The sequence below is a fragment of the Oleiphilus sp. HI0125 genome (genome assembly GCF_001635355.1).
Window position 1 is genome coordinate 1 of sequence record NZ_LWGF01000607.1, and the last position, 972, is coordinate 972.

Sequence of the window (972 nt, forward strand, 5' to 3'; positions counted from 1 at the left end):
AAGCCTGTAGTTATATCGATCAGCACTCCTCAGAAGAACAGCTCGCTCAGTCTCAACAATTCGAAGCTGTAAACCAAACCTCTGCGTTCTTGATTCACGATATCAAAACCATCATCGCGCAATTATCGATGATGGTAAAAAATGCGCCGAAGCATAAATCGAATCCCGCTTTTGTTGACGACATGATTGAAACAACTCGTCATTCCGTCGAAAAAATGGAGCATTTATTGGGGCAAATTCGTAACCCGAATCAACACGAGAAGCTCAGTGACATTAATCTGTGCGATATCTTGTCGAAAGTTTGTTACGAAAAACGCAATGCGCTACCTGTACCAACCTTAAAGCTACACAGTGAAAATATCCCTATTCAAGCAGATGCTCAGCAACTCGCTTCGGTGATTGAACATATTACTCAAAATGCTATAGAGGCATGTAGCAAAGATGGGCACGTAGATATTTCAACAAAAGCCTCGCCAGACTATGCGTTTATCTTTATTCAAGACAATGGCTCAGGCATGGAAGAAGAGTTTATAACCAACGAACTATTCAAACCATTTTCAAGTACAAAAGGCTTAACAGGAATGGGCATAGGAGCCTACCAAAGTAGAGAGTATCTGCGTAAAATTGGCGGCTCAATCAGCGTAACCAGTGAACCAGATATAGGCACCTGCTTCACCTTAAGCATTCCGTTATTAGAAGAGCCTCAGCCAGAGCATAAGCCTCAGGCGATACAAAAACCACAGCAAGACAAGGAAGCATGATCGTGAGCAAAACCCTACTCATTATCGAAGATGACCCTGGCTTACAAAGCCAAATGCGCTGGTGTTTTAACGATGATGTTGAAGTACACATGGCCTCAGATCGAGAAACAGCGATTTCCTTGCTACGCAGATATGAACCAGCAGTTGTAACACTTGATTTAGGTCTTCCACCTGACCCTGGCGGATCAAGCGAAGGCTTTAAAGTTCTCGA

General features: G+C 43.2%; 1 protein-coding gene and 1 pseudogene. Both read left to right on the forward strand.

The genetic code is table 11. The features are described 5' to 3' along the window. On the forward strand, window positions 1-761 hold a 761-nt coding region (locus A3762_RS07630; protein WP_231878765.1), incomplete at its 5' end, for an ATP-binding protein. Further along, window positions 758-972 (forward strand): annotated as a pseudogene (locus tag A3762_RS07635) (AAA family ATPase); the annotation flags it as partial. The gene A3762_RS07630 and the pseudogene A3762_RS07635, both read left to right, overlap by 4 nt.